The sequence below is a fragment of the Paenibacillus sp. HGH0039 genome (genome assembly GCF_000411255.1).
GTDB lineage: Bacteria > Bacillota > Bacilli > Paenibacillales > NBRC-103111 > Paenibacillus_F.
Map to the genome: position 1 here is coordinate 2,569,133 of NZ_KE150412.1, position 16,774 is coordinate 2,585,906.

A 16,774-nucleotide genomic window follows, 5' to 3' on the forward strand; every position below is an offset into this window, starting at 1 on the left:
ACCGATTATCCGGTCTTAGCTACCGTTTCCGGTAGTTATCCCGATCTTACAGGCAGGTTGCCTACGTGTTACTCACCCGTCCGCCGCTAACTCTCAGAGAAGCAAGCTTCTCATCAAGTCCGCTCGACTTGCATGTATTAGGCACGCCGCCAGCGTTCGTCCTGAGCCAGGATCAAACTCTCCGATAAAGTTGTGCCGACCTTACGGCCAGCGGTTTATCTCAAGCTGATTAAGCTCAAAAATTCGTTGCTGACGAGAATTTCTTCTCATTAATGTCTCAATTACTTGAGACGCTTCAATCACTCGTTGTTCAGTTTTCAAAGGACAATCTCGGCTTGTCAGCCTCGTTGTCGGCACCGTGTTTCAGCGGCGACTTAAATAAGATACCACGGGATAAATATGAAGTCAACAATTTTCAAACATACAATTTTAACCATGTGAAATATAAACGCCGGCAGCTTACACAAGCACGACTTTAAGAGCGGCCAGAAGCATCAATCCAGGTACTCCTAGAACGGACACGGTCCCTACCGTATAGATGTTGATCGGCAGCTCGAACCGAGTGTATCCACTTAACAGCTGTATACCATAAAGAAGAAACGCCGCTACTACAACATGTACACCTATACTTGAAAAAATTTTGCGGACCCCCGGCTGACGAACCAGCAAAAACAGCAGGGCTCCGGCCGACAAAGCAAGCATTCCCCATACGGCCGTTTTCATCCCCGCACCTCCGCAGTAATATGATAAGCGGACGTCACGTTCAGCTTTTTAGCTTGCCTGAGCAGCATTTCGTAGCGTTTTTCCGCCGCTTCCACCGCATAGATGGCATAATCGATTTCGTCTTTTTCCAATGCGTGCTCGAAATGGTGCTGCGCCGTTTTCCACTGCGAATGAGCCAATCTGATCTCGGCCAGCAGCTCCTGCTTGTCCTGTTCCACTGTCTTTTGTATCCTCCGCTGAAACAAGAATGCACCCTTCCTCAGGTCACTCATGCCTTCCCCCCTGTACTCATAATCGCCATGAGCCTGTCGCCTTTAATATCCTATGGAGAAGAGAGCCCTGATTAGAACCTGTCCGAAAACAAAAAAACCGCCTTCATAAAGAAAGGCGGGCCACATTTTATTTTCAGTCAAGAATGCAGTGCAAACTCAGAAGAGAGCCGCCTAAATCTCCCTGCGACCTTCAAGCGCCTTGGTGAGCGTTACTTCATCCGCATACTCAAGATCTCCCCCGACAGGAAGACCATGCGCGATACGGGTCACCTTAAGGCCGAAGCCTTTAACCAGCCTGGAAAGATACATGGCCGTAGCTTCTCCTTCTATGTTGGGGTTGGTTGCCAGAATCATCTCTTTAACCTGCTCGTCTCCAAGACGTTTCAACAGTTCGGCAATGTGAATCTGATCCGGTCCAATGCCCTCCATAGGAGAAATGGCGCCGTGCAGCACATGATAGTAGCCGTCGAATTCTCTCGTCCGCTCCATCGCAACCAGATCCTTCGGCTCCTGAACCACGCAGATAACGGACCCATCGCGGCTCTTATCCTGACAGATGCGGCACGGATCGATATCCGTGATATTGCAGCAGACGGAGCAGTAGTGCAGATTGCGTTTGACGTTCACGAGCGCCTTGGCAAAATCAAGCACGTCTTCTTCCTTCATACGGAGAACGTGAAAAGCCAGACGTCCGGCTGTTTTGGGGCCGACACCGGGCAAACGTGTAAATGCGTCGATTAGTTTGGAAATCGGTTCTGGATAATGCAACGCCAAGTTTCTCCTTTTTGTAAATAAAGATGGAAAAAAGGCTTCTTACGAAGCCCTTTACCTTAAAACAGACCGGGAATATTCATTCCGCCCGTAAATTTACCCATATCTTTGCCAGCCAGTTCCTCCGCTTTGTTAAGCGCATCGTTCACGGCTGTCAGAACAAGGTCCTGCAGCATTTCGACATCGTCCGGATCGACCGCTTCCGGCTTAATGGCGATTGCCGTCACTTTCTTATGCCCGTTCGCAGTAACCGTAACCACGCCGCCACCGGCCGTTCCTTCGACGGTTTTGCTCCCAAGTTCTTCTTGGACTTTCAGCATTTGTTCCTGCATTTTCTTCACTTGTTTCATCATTTGGTTCATGTTATTCATATTCCCAACTCCTTCGTCTTAATGAGGCTGATCCCTTATTCGTCCTTAATGCTCACCAGATCTTCGCCGAACAGCTTGATCGCTTCGTCCACCCACGGTTCCTTGTCGGGTTCCGAGTCTTCGGCTTGCAGCGTCATTTCTTCCCTGGCAGGCTCGGAGGCGCCTTCGCGGGCTTCTTTCCATTCTTTCTGCATGACGGTCGCCAGCTTAAGCGTTTCTCCGAGCGCTTCGGAAATCACCTGCTCAATCAGTTGCTTATTGGCCGGTTTCTCCGTCGTGTCACGGTGCATAGCGCTTTTGAAGGCCACCAGAACCGTGTCTCCGTGAATCGCGACGGGCTCTCCGTCCACCAGCCAGGCATGAACGGTGATCTTCCGTTCCTTGACCATAGCCAGAATCTGCGTCCACTTGCCGAGCAGGGCCCGGGTATGGTGGCTGTCGACTGCGGCCGTGAAATCGTCCAGCCGGACCGAGGCCTTGCGCACCGCAGCGTTAGACGAACGCGGCGCTACCGGAGACCGGGATTGCTGCGCCCCCGCAGCGGGGACTCCCCCTTGCATCAGCTTGGCAAGCTGCTCTTCCAGCTGCTGGATTCTGCGGGTAAGCTGAGACAGGGCTTCCGGTTCCGGCTCAGCCGCCGAGCGGGAAGCCGCCGGGGCCTCAGACGGGCGGCTCCCGCATCCCGAAGCAATGGCTCCGCATGCTTTCATAACCGCGACTTCCAAGATCGTCTGCGGCTGCACGGAATATTTCATCTCGCTTTGGTACTGATTCAGTACTTCGATGATCGTGATAAGCTGGTCGATCCCGAAACGGGACGCAACCTGATCCAGCCTGGCGACATCGAAAACGCGTTCCGTCAGCACGGACGAATCCGGAACGAGACGGATCATCAGAAGATCGCGGAAATAATGGATCAGGTTTTCCATACATTTATCCGCGCTCTTGCCTTCCTGCATAAACTGATCAATCAGTTCGAGTGCGGCGCCAATGTCCTGCTCCTTCATGCTTCCGACCAGTTTCTCAAACTGATCCGATGCCAGACCGCCCGTCATGGCGACCACATCGCTTGCGGCAATGGTTCCCACGGCAAAAGAAGATGCCTGGTCCAGCAAGCTTAAGGCATCCCGCATCCCGCCTTCCGACAGGCGCGCAATATAGTGAAGAGCCTCTTCTTCGATAGCGATGTTCTCTTCACGGCACACGTAGGCGAGCCGCCCGACCTGTTCTTCCATCGACACGCGGCGGAAATCAAACCGCTGGCAACGGGAGATGATAGTAGCGGGAAGCTTGTGAGGTTCCGTCGTAGCCAAAATAAAGATAACGTGAGCCGGCGGCTCTTCCAACGTCTTGAGGAGGGCGTTGAAAGCTTCGGTGGTCAGCATATGGACTTCGTCGATGATATATACTTTGTACCGAACTTCCGTCGGTGCATATTTCACTTTGTCCCGGATGTCGCGAATCTCTTCCACACCGCGATTCGATGCGGCGTCGATTTCGACGACGTCCATGACCGAGCCCTGAGAGATCCGGATGCAGGCTTCACATTCATTGCACGGTTCTTCGGCAGGCCCGTGCACACAGTTAACGGCTTTGGCCAAAATCTTGGCCGCGCTCGTCTTCCCTGTACCGCGGGGACCGCTGAATAAATAAGCATGGGTAAATCGTTGTTCACGCAGAGAATTCTGCAGCGTCTGTACGATCGGCTTCTGGCCGACTAACTCCCGGAATGCTTGGGATCGCCAAGTCCGGTATAAAGCAATATGTGTCATAGGTTTACTCTCCAATAATTCGTTCTGAATTATTGAACCCATTATACTATAACCCGGGCGGGAATAAAACTCGGAAAGCGCGGAGATCAAATGCAGGGGATGCTGACAGTGAAGGTCGTTCCGTAGCCTTTGGACGATACGCGTATATGACCGCCCATATCGTGGATAATCCGTTGGCAGACCGACAGTCCGAGTCCCGTTCCTTCCTCTTTGGTCGTAAAGAACGGATCGAATATTTTATCGATAACATAAACCGGGATTCCGGGGCCTGTGTCGTGCACTTCAATATTCACGAATCTGCCGTCGGGATCCAGCTTTTCCACTATGGTCAAGGTGCCTCCATCCGTCAGCGCCTCAATGCCGTTTTTGCATATATTCAGAAAAACCTGCTTTAAAAGCTCCTGGTCGGCGATAACGGACGGCAGTCCGCTGGATTCTTCGTAGTTCATGTGCACTTTATGCAGAATCGCCTCGTTGTTGATGATCGGCAGTATTCCTTTGATCACCGTGGAAACGTCGATTTTCTGCAGCAGAACGTTCTTGGGCTTGCCGAGGAGAAGAAATTCGTTAACCAGTTCGTTTACCCGGTTAATCTCATCCAGCATGACATCGATATAACCCTGCTCTTTGGCCATATCCTTGGACTCGAACGTCTTCTTAAGCACCTGCAAAAATCCCTTAATCGACGTTAACGGATTTCTGATTTCGTGCGCCGTACCCGCAGCAATCTGCCCGATCATGGCCAGGCGGTCGCTCCGCTGAACCTGGGCCTCAAGAGACCGCAGGTTGGTCACATCTTTAAAAATAATGTAAGCGCCAACGATTTGATCTTCATTGTCCCTCAGTAAGTTGGAATCCAGCAGCAGTTCGTACCGTTCTTGATTGTTCATCCAAGATACCGCATGATTCCTTACGATTCTGCCGTCCAGAAGAGTTCTCTCAACAAGCCGGTGTTCCGGAGGGATCGAAGCAAAGATATCTTCTATTCTTTTGAACAGGATGGATTCTTTATGAAAGCCCAGCACCCGGCAGGCCATATCGCTGATATCCACGAGCCGGAATTCGGTATCTATGAGCAGAACGCCCAGATTGACATCCCTTAAAAAGGTACCCGAGAAACGCTGGAGCAAATTTTGTTCCGACATTTCCTCCAGGTCGTCGAGCAGAAAGAGGTAGTGAGGCATGCTGTTCACTTCCGCAAACAGCATGCTGCATTTCTGCAGCTGGATAAACCCCTGACTGTCTTTTACGATCGCGATAGGATACTTGGCGTCCGTCTTGTCGCTGTCTGTATCGAAATGCCGGCTATAAAAACGGTCAACCGGTTCAGGAAGTTGGATGACCTCCGAAAAAGGCGCCATTTTCATGTCCTCCGCGGTATATCCGGTACGTTTCAAAAATGGTTCGTTTACGTACACCATCTCATTGTGGGCATTGGCTACAATCAAACAGCCCTTGAACATTTCTTCCAATCTTACTCCCAGCTCAGCTGCGGAAATGAACACCCCTATATGATGAAGGCTGGCATCCAACATTTGTCCTTCCCCCTCTTTATAACAGCTTTAAGCCGAAAGACTGCGAATGTTTACCTATTCTCTCATTTTTAGCATTTTCCTTCTATTGGAAAACAAAAATCGACGAACTGTCATTTTTATGTAGAAAAAGAGAACGCAAAAAAAGCCCTCCGCTGCCGGAAGGCTCGTTTTTTGTAATCTTATATAAGGCCGTGCACCTGTTATTGATAAAGCGATACGAACGTACCTTTATCGTTAGCTCAAGTTAGGCAACCCCTCGGCACATGGGCGGTCCTGCTTACGGCTGCTTCCTTCCGGACCTGACCGGGTTCACTGGTGCTCATTGCGAAGGACCCGACTCTCAACACCACGTGTAAAGGCCAGACCTCACATCGACAGTACCTCTAACAGGGATTCAACCCCGCTACAGCGGATTGCGGGCAACAGGGCACCGCTACCTCCCCGTCTAGCACGGCAAAAATAAGTATAGCCCATTGTGAAGCAAAGTGCAACTCCGGGGAGAAACTTACCAAAAGACAGCGACAAGATCCTGGAATAAAAGCGTTTTTCTACCGTTTAACGGTAACGATAAACCGGTATCTCGGCAATTGCGTGTGCAGATCCTGCTCGGCCTGTGCCCGGATCGCGGCCGCTTTCTCCGGCGGTGTGCCCGGCGAGACGTACAGCTTCACGTAACCGATCGGACCGTTAAACTGAAGGTGAGTGTCCACAACGCCTTTCAGCCTTCCTAACACCGAGAGCGCGATGTCAGAGTCGGCCTGGTAAGTGTGGTAGCCCGGGTTTAACGCCAGATTCGGATTTGCGCTTGTCGTGCCCAAATATCCGTCACTGGAGTAATTGTACGCTTTCGGACCGGCCGGCTGACCCGGACTGCATCCGGTTATGGCTGCGGCCATCACAAGAGCGGCCAGTAAGCCTCCTGCGGACCGTTTGACAATAACGTTTCCCAAAGCAAAAACCCCCCTTGGTATCCTGGTTCGTGCAAGGCACGCTATTAGGATGACCCGGGGGGGTTGTGTTATGCAATCCGAATTGAGGAAAAACCTCGAATTAGATACCGTATTTCTTCTTGAACTTGTCCACACGACCGCCGGCATCGATAAACTTCTGTTTGCCGGTGAAGAACGGATGGCAGTTGGAGCAAATCTCTACGCGGAGGTTCTCTCTAACAGAACCGCTCTCGAAAGTGTTGCCGCATGCGCAAGTTACCGTTGTTTCGTGATAGTTGGGATGGATCCCTTGTTTCATTCCCATTCACCTCTTTCCGCCCTGGATCTATTCGTCGAACCAGAGTTATGATGACACATAAACTCATTATAGCATGAATGTATCTTTTATTGCAATGGGGTTGTTCAAGCCCGCTGTGCACGGTCGAAGAAAGCCGGGATATGCGTATACGAACCGATTACCACATCAGGCAGTTCCTCACGGTAAATGTCCAGCATCTGCTTCATACCCAGAATATCACCTTGGGCTTTCGGAATCAGATTCAGGTAGCTTTCCGGATCGATATTGAGATTCCTCATCTGGATCAGACGCAGTCCGGTCCGGCGCACAAATTCGATCATCGCTTCCACTTCTTCTTCGCGGTCGGTTACACCCGGAAAAATCAAATAGTTGATCGATGTGATGACACCTTGGCTTGAAGCGTATTTCAGCGATTTCTCGACGTTGGCGAGCGTGTATCCCCGCGGCTTGTAGTACGCGTTATAGTGATCGTCGAGAGCCGAGATGGTGCTGACCCGCATGAGGTCAAGCCCCGCGTCTACAATTCCGCGGATATGGTCGCTTAACCCGGCGTTGGTATTGATATTGATATAGCCCATATCGGTACGGCTGCGCACTTCGCGCATTGCCTCGATAATGAGTTTGGCCTGTGTGGACGGCTCACCTTCGCAGCCTTGACCGAAGGAAATAATGCTGTCCGGCGTCTTGAGATGCTCCAGCATAACCTCGGCGAGCTCTTTAGCCTGCGGCTTAAAGTTCATCCGAGTCTGCGGAGCGGGAAATCCGCTGTCGTCGGGCTGTTCGGAGATGCAGCCGAAGCAGCCAGCATTGCAGGAGAAAGAAACCGGCACCGCGCCTTCCCAGCGGTTCAGGAAGGTGTTTGACGCGGTCAGGCATTCGTATTCCAGCGCGCATTTGGACAGGTGCTCGTACAGGCGGTTCTCCGGATACCGGGCGCGCAGCTTTTCAACGCCGACCTCCAGCTCGTCTGGATCGCAGTTGCGCGGGTTCCACGGTTCCGGATCGTCGCACTGCTCCGCGGCGACATAGAAGGCCCCGTCTTTCCACACGACGGCCGTATAACCGAACAGAGGAAACTTCTCCTCTTTATCGGTTTTAACGTAACCGGGCAGCATAAGTCGTGTAAAGCCCTGGGGCAGGAGCGCGCCAACGGCCGCAAAATCCCCGGGCAGAACTTCCATTTCGCCCGTTTCCGTGTTGATCCCGACCGCTCTCGTATGAGGCAGACTTACCAAAGTCGCTCCCTCCGGCAGCGGGATCAGCTCTTCTTCCAATAGTTCCACAATCTGATCGGCACTCCGTCCAAGCGCTTCGTAATCGGGATGATCGAATACATTGCCGGACGGGTCCGCATAAACCACATTCATTGTCAGGTACTCCTTTGAATGGGAGATGGAAGCGAATTTTTCAACAACCTATAATCAGGAAGCGGAATTTTTCATTTTCCCTTTACCCAACGTTACGTTCCCGTTGTTGGTCTCCAGGGAATCCAGGAATTCTTGATTCGTCTTCGTCTCACCGAGTTTCTTGATGAAGGCTTCCGTATATTCATAAGTATCGTTCATGCTTTTGCGCAATCCCCATACCTTCTCGAGTTCTTCTTTGGTAAGCAGACTTTCTTCGCGGCGCGTGCCCGAACGGCGAATATCGATAGCCGGGAATGTACGGCGTTCCGCAAGTTTGCGATCCAGATGAAGCTCCATATTCCCGGTGCCTTTAAATTCTTCATAAATGACGTCATCCATACGTGATCCCGTTTCGACAAGCGCGGTGGCCAGAATGGTCAGGCTGCCGCCTTCTTCGATATTCCGGGCGGCACCGAAGAAACGCTTCGGACGATGGAACGCGCCTGGATCGATCCCCCCCGACAATGTACGGCCGGACGGAGGAACCACAAGGTTGTAAGCACGAGCCAGACGGGTAATGCTGTCCAAAAGAATGACGACGTCCTTCTTATGTTCAACAAGACGCTGCGCGCGCTCCAGAACAAGCTCCGCTACTTTGATATGATTTTCCGGCAGCTCATCGAAAGTGGAAGCGACCACTTCCCCTTTGACGGAACGCTGCATATCGGTCACTTCTTCCGGACGTTCGTCGATTAGAAGAACGAATAGCTCAATTTCCGGATAATTCGTGGAAATGCTGTTCGCGATTTCTTTGAGAAGCAGGGTTTTCCCCGCTTTCGGAGGCGCAACGATCAGACCGCGCTGTCCGAGACCGACGGGTGCCATGAGGTCCATGATACGCGTCGAGAGCTTCTCGGGAGACGTTTCGAGAACAACTTTCGTCTGCGGATACAGCGGCGTGAGAGCCGGGAAGTGCAGACGCTCGGACGCCGTGTCCGGGCTTTCGCCATTGACGGCTTCCACATGCAGAAGTCCGAAATAACGCTCGTTCTCTTTCGGCGGACGGCATTTGCCGGAAACAAGATCTCCTGAGCGGAGGTCGAATTTACGGATCTGGGAGGCAGAAATGTAGATGTCCTCCGTACTCGGAAGGTAGTTAATCGGACGCAGGAAACCAAAGCCCTCCTGCAGAACCTCCAGAACTCCTTCCATAAACATGAGGCCGCTTTCCGCCGCCTGGGCCCGCAGAATGGAAAAGATGAGCTCTTTTTTCTTAAGCTGCCCATAGTACGGGATCTGATATTTTTTGGCGAGCTTATAAAGCTCCGTAAGCTTGAGTGCCTCCAACTGCGCGAGGTGCATATCCATTCTATTCAACCACCAAACTAGTAAGTTATTAATTCCATAAATCTAAAAAGCTAGTACCCAGTGTTACCCTAAGGCCGCTTTCTTATTCCGGGCCTATTCTTCACCGTTCTCGCGCCATACTTCCGCGCCAAGCAGGGTCAGGTTGGCAACAAGATTCTCATAACCGCGGTCAATATATTCCACGCCTGTAACCTCCGTAACATCGGACGGCACGGTAAGACCCGCAATAACCAAGGCTGCGCCTGCCCGCAGGTCGCTTGCTTTCACTTTCGCCGCACTTAGCGTGCTTCCCTCGATGACGGCTGTCCGGCCCTCTACTTTGATCTTGGCTCCCATGCGGACCAGTTCAGGCACATGCTTGAACCGGTTGCTGTAGACAAGATCCGTCAGCATGCTCACACCGGTGGTCTGCGTAAGCAGACTCGTCATCGGGGATTGAAGGTCCGTCGCAAAGCCGGGATAAACCAGCGCTTTTACATCTATACTGTCGTAAAGAGCTCGACCCACCACGCGGATCGACTCATCCATCTCGTGAATTTCAACGCCCATTTCCTGCAGCTTGGCCGTCATGGCTTCCATATGCTTCGGAATAATATTGTCTACCGTTACGTCTCCCCGCGTTGCGGCTGCGGCAATCATGTAGGTCCCCGCCTGGATGCGGTCAGGGATAATGGAGTGACGGCAGCCGTGCATCTCGTCTACCCCTTCGATGCGAATCGTTTCCGTTCCGGCTCCTTTGATTTTCGCTCCCATGGAGTTGAGGAGTGTTGCTACATCTATAATTTCAGGCTCTTTGGCCGCATTTTCAATCAAAGTGAAGCCTTTGGCACGGGAGGCGGCAAGCATGATATTGATGGTTGCGCCTACACTGACCATATCCAAATAAATTTTGGCTCCGCGGAGCTGTTTGGCCCGAATATGCAGCGAGCCGTTCTCATTCGAAATTTCGGCGCCCAGCGCCTCGAACCCTTTGATATGCAAATCAATCGGACGCGGCTCGAAGTTGCAGCCGCCCGGCAAACCGATTATGGCCTCGCCGAATCTTCCCAGCATGGCTCCCATGAGATAATAGGAGGCTCTAAGTTTCTTTACGTTGCCGTTGGGCATGGGCTTGCTCTTCATGGCGCTCGGATCGATAATCATCTGCTCGTTGTTCCATTCGATGGAAGCCCCGAGTTCGCTAAGAATTTCTGTATAGATAGCCACATCGCTGAGGTGCGGCAAATTGTCCAAGGTAACCGTCGATTCGGCGAGTATCGCGGCGGGTATTAAAGCAACGGCACTGTTCTTGGCCCCGCTGATTGTTACTGTCCCTTTGAGCGGACGTCCGCCTGCGATCATTAATTTTTCCATAATGCGTTATCTTCCCCCTGCTTCCGGTAGATAGCTTAGCTGCTTAACTACAATTTGTAAAAAAATCAAAAGTGACCTGCTGCAACAACTAGAAGCAGCTCGTGTCTGGCTGCATACAAAAATAGAAGGCCGCCCGTTAAATCGGGGGCTGGCTTCCGGCTCACAAAATAAACATAACGGATAGAAATCAAGCGTACATATCTAAATAAAACGCAGTTTGCGTGCGTTGTCAACTTTTAAGGGAGTATGGGGCGTCTGGGATGGATACGGAACCTAAAATAGAAGAGAGAAATGCATCCGTTAAGATGCATTTCCCGTCTCTGTCTCTATCTGAATCGATATTAAGCTTGGTTAGCGCTGCCGAACAGTTGAATTTTGGATTTCACGACTTCAACCATCGCTTTGCGTGCTGGAGTGAGGTATTTGCGAGGATCGTATACTTTAGCGTCGGCACCGAGAACTTCACGGATAGCGGCTGTAGCGGCCACTTGGTTCTCCGTGTTCACGTTAACTTTGCCTGCGCCTGCTGCGATCGCTTTCTTGATCATTTCGTCGGGAACGCCGGATCCGCCGTGAAGAACGACAGGAATCGGGATCGCCTGCGAAACTTTCTCGATGATGTCAAAGTGAATGTTCGGCTCGCCTGCATACATGCCGTGTGCAGTTCCGACCGCGATTGCCACACAATCGACTCCGGTTTCTTCATAGTAGCGGATCGCTTCTTCCGGCTTAGCCAGGTTAGCATCAGCTTCGTCTACGGAGATATCATCTTCAACGCCGCCAATCGTTCCAAGCTCGCCTTCAACGGAAACGCCCATTGCGTGCGCGGCTTTTACGACTTCTTTGGTCAGGCGTACGTTCTCTTCATAAGAGTAGTGGGAACCGTCGAACATAACGGAGCTGAAGCCGGCACGGATACATTTCATGGCCACTTCAAAAGAGCTGCCGTGGTCGAGGTGAAGGGCAATCGGAAGGCCGGACTGCTTGGCAGCCGCTTCCGCGATCGCTACCGTGTATTCGATCCCCATATACTTGAGCGCGCCTTCGCTGACACCGAAGATGAACGGAGAGTTCAGCTCCATAGCCGCTTCCGTGATCGCTTGGGCAAACTCCAGGTTGTTCATGTTGAACTGGCCTACCGCAAATTTATTTGCTTTAGCCTTAGGTAAAAATTCATTCATTGAAACCAATGGCATGATTTCTTCCTCCTACTGTGTGTGTTGGCTTGATCGTTTTTAAGATGCGCTGCCGCTCTTTTTGTCATACGGTGTTATTATAGCACACTCCCTGACAAAACGTAACCGAGCCTGCCGGGTGACGTGAAAGTTTTCACAAAAAAAGGACCCTTGCAATCAGGATCCCAGCGGTGTAGTTTCAATCAATTGCGTATGAACAGCCAGTCGCAATTCGTCGATATCGAACGGTTTTGTAAAGTGCATGATGGCCCCAAGTTCCGTGGCTTCTTTGATCATATCCAGCTCTCCGTAGGCGGTCATCATGATGACCTTGATGGAGGGATCGATACTTTTGACGTGCTTCAGAATATCTAAACCGTCCATGCCTGGAATTTTCATATCCAGAAGGACCAGATCGGGAGAATGCGTTTTAACAATCTCCAAAGCGGTTTTGCCGTTAGGCGCTTGATAGGTTTCGTAACCCTCGTTGCTGAACACTTCCATAAGAAGCATCCGGATTCCATTCTGATCGTCCACGATTAGGATTTTTTTACTCACGGGAAAGCCTCCTTCCACAAGCTCAAGGCTGAGTTCCGAATATGAACTTTGCAGCCGTGCGAACTCGAACTCCCCCCTACTTCGCTATCGACTTGCCAATTTCCTCCCTACTATCCGGGAGAATGAACAAATAAGTAAAAAAAAAGAAAAATCCCGGCTATTACGCCCGGGATTCTTGCTTATAAGTAAAGGCTGCTTTCACGAACTCACGGAAAAGCGGCTGCGGACGGTTCGGACGGGACGTGAATTCCGGATGGAATTGAACGGCCAGGAACCAAGGGTGGTCCGGAAGTTCGACGATTTCGACCAGACGGCCGTCCGGAGAAGTACCGGAGATGCGCAGCCCTGCGGATTCGATCATTTCACGGTATTCGTTGTTAAACTCGTACCGGTGACGGTGACGTTCGTACACAAGCTCGTCATTGTAGCACTGCATGGCCAGGGAACCTTCCGCCAGTTTGCAAGGATAGAGTCCCAGACGCATCGTTCCGCCAAGGTTCTCGATATCCTTCTGCTCAGGCAGCAGGTCGATAACCGGGTAAGGCGTGACCGGGTTGATCTCGGAGCTGTTCGCTCCCTCGAGGTTGGCAAGCGCGCGTGCATACTCGATCACCGCAACCTGCATACCCAGGCAGATACCGAAGAACGGAATCTTCTTCTCGCGCGCATGGCGGATGGCGATAACCTTGCCCTCGATGCCGCGGTCTCCGAAGCCGCCCGGAACGAGAATGCCGTCCACGCCGCCGAGAAGCTCGTCCACGTTGTGATCGTACACTTCTTCCGCGTTAACCCAGCGGATCTTCACTTCGGCTCCGTTGTCGATGCCGGCATGGCCCAGAGATTCTACAATGCTGAGGTAAGCGTCATGAAGGGCGACATACTTGCCTACGATGGCGATCTCGGTCGTTTCTTTCAAGCCTTTGACGCGCTGGACGAGCTGTTCCCACTCGGTCATGTCCGGCTGCGCCGAGCCGCCGAGTTTCAAGTGGTTGACGACGATATCGTCAAGCCCCTGCTCTCTGAGCATCATCGGCACTTCGTACAAGGTCTCGGCGTCCAGGCATTCCACGACCGCTTCCGGATCGGTGTCGCAGAACTGGGCGATCTTGCGCTTCATGTCTTCCGTAAGAGCATGCTCCGTACGGCAGACGATCACGTGCGGCTGGATACCGAGGCTGCGCAGCTCTTTTACGCTGTGCTGGGTCGGTTTCGTTTTGACTTCGCCCGCGGCTTTGATGTAAGGAATCAGGGTGACGTGAATGTACATCACGTTCTCGCGGCCGATGTCGCTCTTGATCTGCCGGATCGCTTCGAGGAACGGAAGGCTCTCGATATCGCCCACGGTTCCGCCGATTTCGGTGATCACTACATCCGAACCCGCTTCGCGGCCGGCACGGAACACGCGGTCCTTGATTTCATTTGTAATGTGAGGAATAACTTGTACCGTTCCGCCCAGGTATTCGCCTCTGCGCTCTTTGGTAATAACGGAAGAATACACTTTACCCGTCGTTACGTTGGAGTTCTTAGAGAGATTGATGTCAATAAACCGTTCATAGTGACCCAGATCGAGGTCAGTCTCGGCGCCGTCGTCCGTTACGAAAACTTCCCCGTGCTGGTAAGGGCTCATCGTCCCCGGATCGATGTTAATGTAGGGATCAAACTTCTGGATGGTCACTTTCAGACCCCGGTTTTTGAGCAAGCGGCCCAGAGAAGCCGCCGTGATGCCTTTACCGAGCGAGGAAACGACACCCCCGGTTACAAAAATATACTTAGTCATCTGAGAACTCCTTTCGAGCATATCTAAATTCTTGGGTGCATAAAGGTTCGCCGTACAAAAGTGGGGGACCGAACGCCTGAGTGCCTGCCGCATATGCGGCAGTCCAAGAAAACGGCCGGTCCCTTCTAGGCTTCCACCAAAACCTCCGGGACATCAAATAATGTCCCTGAAAAAACAAAAAAAAGTGACACCCGTGGTATACGGGGCACTTTTTATATGGCGTAAATTTGGTCGTTCTTTTTAAAGCCCATGCAATAGTTTACTAAGAACGACATCCTCTGTCAAGAACCGCCGCGATGAATTATTTATCCTTCTTGTCGTCGGCCTCGAAATCTTCATCGTCGTCGGATTCATCGTCGGATTCTTCATCCACTTCTTCGTCGAGTTCGGCGTCTTCCAGTTCTTCGTCCAGCTCTTCTTCCTCGAAGAATTCGGTGTCTTCCTCTTCCTCTTCTTCCTCTTCTTCTTCTTCGGCGTCATTCTTGTCGAAACCGTCCGCCGTGAAGGTATCGTACTCTTCTTCTTTGTATTCTTCTTCCTCGGAGTACGGATCCTCGTCGAGATCGTCGTCCTCGTCGTTGATGATACGCGGACGCTTGGCGTTGCCTACGGCATCGTCCGATTTCTCGACCGGATACCAACGCTTCAGGCCCCACAGGTTTGTTCCGACGCAAGCAAAACGGCCATCGATATTAATCTCTGTATATAGTTGGGCAATGACATTCATCGTTTCATCTTCAGCCAAGCCTTTGATTTTCGCGATTTCCTGCATCAGGTCGCGATAATAGAACGGCGTGTTGGCCGCTTTAAGCACCTCAAACGCCAGATCCACCATCGGCATTTCCGCGGCTTTTTCCGGCTTGATTTTCAGTGTGTACGGGCTACTCATTTGTGGCACTTCCCTTCACCGTATTAACAATACTTTAACTACCTTATCCCATTTCATCCTTAAGTAAAACCTATTTTATGTAAAAATGCAACTCCCGCCCGCCTGTCCCCCGAAACAAGAGTAAAAGCGAAGGTTTCCCTCCGCTTCCCGACTGTATCCTGCGGTTACGAACGAATCGCCGATCCGCCCATCTCCGCCCCTTGAAACCGAGAGATGTTTCACCTCTCCCTTTATGTTATGTAGGCAAGAGCACGTTGACACGGCAATGCACCTATTTATTTGGAAAGGGGCCTTAATCTCAGTCGGGCCCCCCGACCTGTACATATAATAAGCCAGAATTGCACCTTCGGTTTATGGGAGGAATGGGGCTTTGGACTCGAAACGATTGCTCATGATGCTGCATGAAGAAATCCAGGCATCGCAGGGGGAGCGCCGGCACATCATTCTTTTCCAGAGCGATCGGGATTACCGCCAGGTCACCGAGCTTATCCGCCTGCACAAAGATACACATTCCAGCCTGTCCTCCGTCTATGATCTGAAACTGATCCGGGGGATCTCTTGCCCTATCCGTAACCGTGCGGAACTGATTAAGCATCCCGCCGTTCTCTCTATTGAAGAGGATGCGTCCATAAATATCCAACTGCGGCCCAGAAAGACAGTAAAGACATCGGAAATCGTCGAAAAAACGTCCGAAGGCTCTCAGTTTATCCCCTGGGGCGTCCAACAGATCAAAGCTCCGGACGTATGGAAAAAAGCTAAAGGAAGCCGCGTCACGATCGGCGTTATCGACACCGGCATCGACTACTACCATCCGGATTTGCAGGCTTCGGTCGCCCGGGGCATCAACCTGCTCAACCGCAACCAGCCCCCTTATGACGACAACGGACACGGTACACATATAGCCGGAACCATCGCCGCGGCGGGACGGATAGGCATTGTCGGGGTGGCTCCAAAGGCCATCATCCACGCGGTTAAAGCATTCGACATGAACGGGAGCGCATTCGTTTCGGACATTGTGGCGGGGATCGACTGGTGCGTGCGCAACGGCCTGGACATCATCAATATGAGCTTCGGGATGAAAACGTACAGCCGGGCGCTGGAGGAAGCGGTGATAAACGCTTATCAATCCGGCACCATCGTCGTCGCTTCATCCGGCAACGACGGCAAAGGGGCTGCGATTGACTATCCGGCGCGTTTTCCGAGTGTCTTCTCCGTAGGAGCCACGACCAAGGTCAACAAAGTCGCCCCCTTCAGCAACCGCGGCAAACGCATAGACATTTTTGCGCCGGGGGAGAGCATCTATTCCTGTTGGCTCCACGGCAAGTACAACGAGCTCAGCGGCACCTCGATGGCGACGGCGCATGTGAGCGGCGTCATCGCGCTTATGCTGTCGGTTAGGCCCTCCCTGCGGCCGCAGCAGATCAAGCAGATTCTCCGGCGAAGCGCAACGCCGCTCACGAGAGCGAAGCAGCCGGAAGGCACGGATGCTCCCGGCCTCATCCATGCGAGGCGCGCCGTAACCGCCCTGCTCAAAACAAACCAAACCTGACACCGCTGAAAGCGTCAGGTTTGGTTTGTTTTGGTGCGCCGTGAAGCGGCAAGGCCGCGAGCTGCGG

At 52.1% G+C, this 16,774-nt stretch carries 16 protein-coding genes and 1 other RNA gene; 1 reads left to right on the plus strand and 16 read right to left on the minus strand.

Features of this window, described 5'->3' with window-relative positions:
- Positions 1-459: 459 nt before the first annotated feature.
- The 16 genes from HMPREF1207_RS11215 to rpoE all read right to left on the minus strand — a co-directional run bounded on the left by HMPREF1207_RS11215 (position 460) and on the right by rpoE (position 15,158).
- Complete coding sequence (locus HMPREF1207_RS11215; protein ID WP_009671598.1) at positions 460-723, minus strand: pro-sigmaK processing inhibitor BofA family protein; 264 nt, start codon at positions 721-723, stop codon at positions 460-462.
- Positions 720-995, minus strand: a complete 276-nt coding sequence (locus HMPREF1207_RS11220; RefSeq protein ID WP_016423668.1) for a YaaL family protein — start codon at positions 993-995, stop codon at positions 720-722. Before HMPREF1207_RS11220 ends, HMPREF1207_RS11215 begins: the two co-directional genes overlap by 4 nt.
- Before the next feature lie 171 nt (positions 996-1,166).
- Complete coding sequence (gene recR, locus HMPREF1207_RS11225; protein ID WP_009671618.1) at positions 1,167-1,763, minus strand: recombination mediator RecR; 597 nt, start codon at positions 1,761-1,763, stop codon at positions 1,167-1,169.
- A 62-nt stretch (positions 1,764-1,825) separates the two neighbouring features.
- The gene (locus tag HMPREF1207_RS11230) at positions 1,826-2,137 is read right to left on the minus strand and encodes a YbaB/EbfC family nucleoid-associated protein (protein ID WP_009671602.1); all 312 of its coding nucleotides are present in this window, start codon (positions 2,135-2,137) and stop codon (positions 1,826-1,828) included.
- Positions 2,138-2,172: 35 nt separating this feature from the next.
- The gene (gene dnaX, locus HMPREF1207_RS11235; RefSeq protein WP_009671578.1) at positions 2,173-3,909 is read right to left on the minus strand and encodes a DNA polymerase III subunit gamma/tau; all 1,737 of its coding nucleotides are present in this window, start codon (positions 3,907-3,909) and stop codon (positions 2,173-2,175) included.
- An 86-nt stretch (positions 3,910-3,995) separates the two neighbouring features.
- Positions 3,996-5,444 (minus strand): ATP-binding protein, encoded by a 1,449-nt coding sequence (locus HMPREF1207_RS11240; RefSeq protein ID WP_009671635.1) that lies wholly within the window; start codon positions 5,442-5,444, stop codon positions 3,996-3,998.
- A 189-nt stretch (positions 5,445-5,633) separates the two neighbouring features.
- Positions 5,634-5,898, minus strand: an RNA gene (ffs, locus tag HMPREF1207_RS28725) — signal recognition particle sRNA large type.
- Between the two features lie 94 nt (positions 5,899-5,992).
- Entirely contained in the window at positions 5,993-6,394 is a 402-nt protein-coding gene (locus HMPREF1207_RS11245; RefSeq protein ID WP_009671579.1) for a hypothetical protein, read from the minus strand.
- Positions 6,395-6,494: 100 nt separating this feature from the next.
- A complete protein-coding gene (gene rpmE / locus HMPREF1207_RS28730; protein WP_016423669.1) occupies positions 6,495-6,692 on the minus strand; it encodes a 50S ribosomal protein L31 in 198 nt (65 codons plus the stop codon).
- Positions 6,693-6,796: 104 nt separating this feature from the next.
- Positions 6,797-8,059 (minus strand): radical SAM protein, encoded by a 1,263-nt coding sequence (locus tag HMPREF1207_RS11255; RefSeq protein ID WP_009671628.1) that lies wholly within the window; start codon positions 8,057-8,059, stop codon positions 6,797-6,799.
- A gap of 54 nt (positions 8,060-8,113) precedes the next feature.
- On the minus strand, positions 8,114-9,406 hold the full coding sequence (gene rho, locus HMPREF1207_RS11260) for a transcription termination factor Rho (protein ID WP_009671576.1): 1,293 nt from the start codon (positions 9,404-9,406) through the stop codon (positions 8,114-8,116).
- A gap of 93 nt (positions 9,407-9,499) precedes the next feature.
- Positions 9,500-10,759, minus strand: coding sequence for a UDP-N-acetylglucosamine 1-carboxyvinyltransferase (locus HMPREF1207_RS11265; RefSeq protein ID WP_009671631.1), 1,260 nt, complete (start codon positions 10,757-10,759; stop codon positions 9,500-9,502).
- A gap of 341 nt (positions 10,760-11,100) precedes the next feature.
- Positions 11,101-11,955, minus strand: coding sequence for a class II fructose-1,6-bisphosphate aldolase (gene fba / locus HMPREF1207_RS11270; RefSeq protein WP_009671622.1), 855 nt, complete (start codon positions 11,953-11,955; stop codon positions 11,101-11,103).
- A 156-nt stretch (positions 11,956-12,111) separates the two neighbouring features.
- Positions 12,112-12,492, minus strand: coding sequence for a response regulator (locus HMPREF1207_RS11275; RefSeq protein ID WP_009671611.1), 381 nt, complete (start codon positions 12,490-12,492; stop codon positions 12,112-12,114).
- Positions 12,493-12,652: 160 nt separating this feature from the next.
- Positions 12,653-14,269, minus strand: a complete 1,617-nt coding sequence (locus HMPREF1207_RS11280; RefSeq protein WP_009671614.1) for a CTP synthase — start codon at positions 14,267-14,269, stop codon at positions 12,653-12,655.
- A 301-nt stretch (positions 14,270-14,570) separates the two neighbouring features.
- Positions 14,571-15,158, minus strand: a complete 588-nt coding sequence (gene rpoE, locus HMPREF1207_RS11285; protein ID WP_009671589.1) for a DNA-directed RNA polymerase subunit delta — start codon at positions 15,156-15,158, stop codon at positions 14,571-14,573.
- A 370-nt stretch (positions 15,159-15,528) separates the two neighbouring features.
- Here rpoE and HMPREF1207_RS11290 point away from each other — a divergent pair, with 370 nt between their 5' ends.
- The gene (locus HMPREF1207_RS11290; protein ID WP_009671599.1) at positions 15,529-16,707 is read left to right on the plus strand and encodes a S8 family peptidase; all 1,179 of its coding nucleotides are present in this window, start codon (positions 15,529-15,531) and stop codon (positions 16,705-16,707) included.
- Positions 16,708-16,774: the final 67 nt, after the last annotated feature.